Origin of the sequence: Mycobacterium sp. (assembly GCF_049683355.1) — a bacterium.
Lineage (GTDB): Bacteria > Actinomycetota > Actinomycetes > Mycobacteriales > Mycobacteriaceae > Mycobacterium.
This window is the reverse complement of sequence record NZ_JBAUJB010000334.1, coordinates 1-3,557: the sequence shown is the minus strand read 5'-3', so window position 1 is coordinate 3,557 and position 3,557 is coordinate 1. Positions and strand designations below refer to the sequence as shown.

Genomic DNA, 3,557 nt, shown 5'->3' with positions numbered 1-3,557 from the left:
TTTCCCGGTCTGCACCACGAGGATTGGCGCTACCCGATGTTCCGGGAGCGGGCGGGCCGATGGGAGTTCGTCGCCGACCTGGTGGCCATCCACGTGATCCCCACCGTGCAGGTGTTCCTCGGGATGCTGCCGATCTACGTCGCGGTCACCACCCCCGGCACCGGGTGGGCATGGCTGACTGTCGTCGCGTTCGTCGTGGGCATGGCCGCGGTCGCGCTCGAATTCGTCGCCGACGGGCAGATGCACCGATTCGTCAAGGACCGGAAGCCCGGCGAGGTGATGGACCGCGGCCTGTGGAGTTGGTCGCGACACCCGAACTACTTCGGCGAGTTCGGATTCTGGTTTGCGCTGGCGCTGTTCGGCGTAGCGGCGTCGCCCGGCGACGCCTGGTGGCTGTTCGTCGGCGCGGCGGCGATGCTGGCGATGTTCCTGGGTGCCAGCATCCCGATGATGGAGACCCGCAGCCTGCAGCGGCGGCCGGGCTATCAGGCGGTCGTCGACCGGGTGTCACGGTTCGTGCCCCGCCCACCCGGCAAGGTCCGCGTCTGACGCGCCGGCGCGTCGTCATTGCCGGGCTGGGCGATATCGGGGTGCTGACCGCGATCAAGCTGGCCAAGCATGCCGACGTCGTCGGGATCTCTGCCAAGCCCGGGCTGGTCAGCGGACAGGACCTCGGCTGGCGGCTGGCACGGCCCGACGAGTGGGCCCGGCACAACTGGGTCCCGTTCGGCCGGTTCCGCGGCCTGGACCGGGTCCGTGCGGTGCACGGCACCCTGACCGGTGTCGATCTCGATTCCCGCACCGTCAGCGTCACCGAAACCGACGGCGCCACCGCGTTCGGCTACGACGTGCTCGTCATCGCCACCGGCGTCACCAACGGCTTCTGGCGGCGGCCGACGCTGCAGACGACCGACGAGATCAACGCCGACCTGCGCGGCCCGCACGAGCGCCTGGCCGCCGCACGTTCGGTGATCGTCGTCGGAGGGGGCGCCGCGGCGGTGAGCAGTGCCGCCCAGATCGCCACCACCTGGCCGACCAAGCGTGTTGATCTCTACTACCCCGGCGACCGGGCGCTCGCCGGGCATCACCCCCGCACCTGGGCCACGGTGCAGCGCAGGCTCTCCGAGGCCGGGGTAGGGCTGCATCCCGGCCACCGCGCGGTTCTCGCGGACGGGTTCACCGGCGACGAGCTGACGACGGATCCGGTGCAGTGGAGCACCGGGCAGCCCCCCGCATCCGCCGACGCGGTGCTGTGGGCGATCGGGCGGGTCACCCCCAACACCGGGTGGCTGCCCGCCGACATCCTCGACGAGCACGGGTTCGTCACCGTCACACCCGAACTCCAGGTGCCGGGACATCCCGAGGTGTTCGCGGTGGGCGACGTCGCCGCCACCGATCCGTTGCGCAGCTCGGCGCGCAACCGCGCCGACGGACTGCTCGCCGGCAACGTGCGGGCCGTGCTGGCCGGCAAGGCGGCCACGAACCTCAAGAGCTACCGGCCGCCGAAGCGGCGCTGGGGGTCGGTGCTCGGCATCCAGCCCGACGGGCTCGAGGTGTTCGCCCAACGGCCGGGCGTTCCGATTCCCGGCCTGGTCGTTCGAGCGGGTGTTGCTGCCGTGGATCGTGAACCGGGGCATCTACCGCGGCGTGCGTGGGGACTAGCAACTAGCCGACGCGGGGGATCTCGGCGTTGATCCGGTCCAGCAGCTGCGGGTAGCGCTTGGCCTCGCGGTGCCCACCCGGCTTGCCGCTGCTGACCACCGCCACCGAGAGCGCCCGTGACGGGTCGGCCCACACCGCGATGTCGGTCAGCCCGGTGTGGCCGAACGCCCCGGGGGCATCGCGGCCGAACGGCCCGAAGCGCCTGGAGCCGAGCATGTAGCCGGTGCCCCAGCGCATCGGCGCCATACCGGTGGCGAGGTCCGGGCGCAGTCGCCGGGACTCGGCGGTCGCGGCCCGTAGCGTCTGTGCGGACATCACCCGGACACCGTCGAGTTCACCTCCACGACAGAGGATCTCGGCGAACCTGGAGAGCTCGTTGGCATTGGATACCGTGTTCGACGACGGGATGACCCCGGTGAGGAACTCCGGTGTGTTCGAGAACGGGATGATCTGGGTCATGGTGCCGCCGACGGCGGCCTTGAATGCCTTCGCGATGGGCGCGGGCAACGGTTTGCCGGTGACGTGACTGGGCGCGACCAACGGAACGTCAACGGGGGCAACGCCGTAGTTCGTCCACCGGAACCCGAGAGGGGCCAGGATCTCCTCGTGCAGGATGTCACGGATGCTGCGTCCTGTTGCGGCCGAGATGATTTCGCGCATCAGCGGTCCCCACGTCACGCCGTGGTAGATGTGCACCAAGCCGGGCCGGTACACCGGCTTCATCTTGCCCAGCATGTCGCGCGTGTAGTCGCTGTCGTCCATCCGCCTCAGGTCGGGCCTGGGCCCGGTGGCGAACGGTACGCCCGCGCTGTGGGTCAGCACGTGGCGGATCGTGGTGCGGTCCTTGCCGTGGCTGGTGTAACCCGGCAGGTGGTCGCACACCCGGTCGTCGAGCGAGAACTGCCCCCGCTCGACGAGCATGTGGGTGACGGTTGTGGTGATCGCCTTGGCGGCGGAGTAGACGCAGAACGGTGTCGTCGTCGAGACCGCCACCTTCTCGGCGTCCGGTGGGTCGGCGGGACCGTTGCCCCAGCCGTGACCGATGGCGCGGTCGAGGATCACCCGGCCATCGCTGCGCAGGCACAACTGGATCGCCGGCTGCATGCCCGCCGCGTACCAGTGCCTGGCTGCCTGCCAGATGCGCTCCACTGCCGCCGGGTCCACTCCGGAGTGGTCCTCATCGCCGATCGAGGTGACCGCCTCGAGATGGGCGGGGACGGCAATCCTGCCTCCGTTGTCGGAGACGGTGGTGCTGCTCCCGGTCAGCGGGGTCCCCCGGAGAAGAAGCCGCTGCCGACCAGGCCGGTCAGCTGCCCCAGCAGGTCGCCGGGCCCGGGCTGCGGCGGCATCGGGGCGTTGGTGAGCTGCCAGGCCTGGCAGTCACTGGTGGAGAACGTCGTGTCCGTCGGCAGGATCTCGACGAACGCCGGCTTCTTGGTCAACGCGTTGTCGACGAGCTCGTCGCCCGCGGTGCGCTTCCAGTAGCACGCACCGTCGTCGACCGGGCCCGCCGACTGGTAGACCCCGGGAAGAATCTCGGTGCCCACCGCGTAGGAACCGTCGGCGTCGATGGTGGTCTTCGCCGCCTCACCCGAAGCAGGAGCGGGTGTGGGCGGCGGCGGGGGAGCGGGCTGGGCCTGGGCCGGCGCAGCGACGATCCACCACCCTGTCAGCACCACCGCGGCCACCGCGGCTGTTTTTGTCGGCCTCATAGGAAGTCAGTCTAAGTGGTGCCGCTCGTAGGTTCGTCGGGGGTCAGGTTTGGGCGGTCGGGTCGTCGAGGTAGAGGCCGCAGGCTGTGTCGAGTGCGTCTTCGGGCGCGCCGGCGGTGAACCCGGTCGGCAGAATCGAGTCTTCGTAGCCGTCCTTGCTGGCGAGGTAGATCGCGAAGCCCC

General features: G+C 70.2%; 3 protein-coding genes and 1 pseudogene. 2 read left to right on the top strand and 2 right to left on the bottom strand.

From position 1 onward, the window contains the following. On the top strand, window positions 1-549 hold a 549-nt coding region (locus tag WA944_RS19325), incomplete at its 5' end, for a DUF1295 domain-containing protein (RefSeq protein WP_526647240.1). After that, a pseudogene (locus WA944_RS19320) lies at window positions 546-1,662 on the top strand (FAD-dependent oxidoreductase). The gene WA944_RS19325 and the pseudogene WA944_RS19320, both read left to right, overlap by 4 nt. 3 nt (window positions 1,663-1,665) lie before the next feature. Here the strand turns inward: WA944_RS19320 and lipE are convergent. Continuing rightward, the gene (gene lipE / locus WA944_RS19315) at window positions 1,666-2,928 is read right to left on the bottom strand and encodes a lipase LipE (protein ID WP_526373896.1); all 1,263 of its coding nucleotides are present in this window, start codon (window positions 2,926-2,928) and stop codon (window positions 1,666-1,668) included. Further along, window positions 2,925-3,374, bottom strand: coding sequence for an Rv1352/Rv1906c domain-containing protein (locus WA944_RS19310; RefSeq protein ID WP_526373895.1), 450 nt, complete (start codon window positions 3,372-3,374; stop codon window positions 2,925-2,927). The genes lipE and WA944_RS19310 overlap by 4 nt, the downstream gene beginning before the upstream one ends. Between the last annotated feature and the right edge of the window lie 183 nt (window positions 3,375-3,557).

What these genes read in the sequence shown, in the direction of transcription:
- WA944_RS19310 (WP_526373895.1), bottom strand. Translation starts at nt 3,374, where the DNA reads ATGAGGCCGACAAAAACAGCCGCGGTGGCCGCGGTGGTGCTGACAGGG.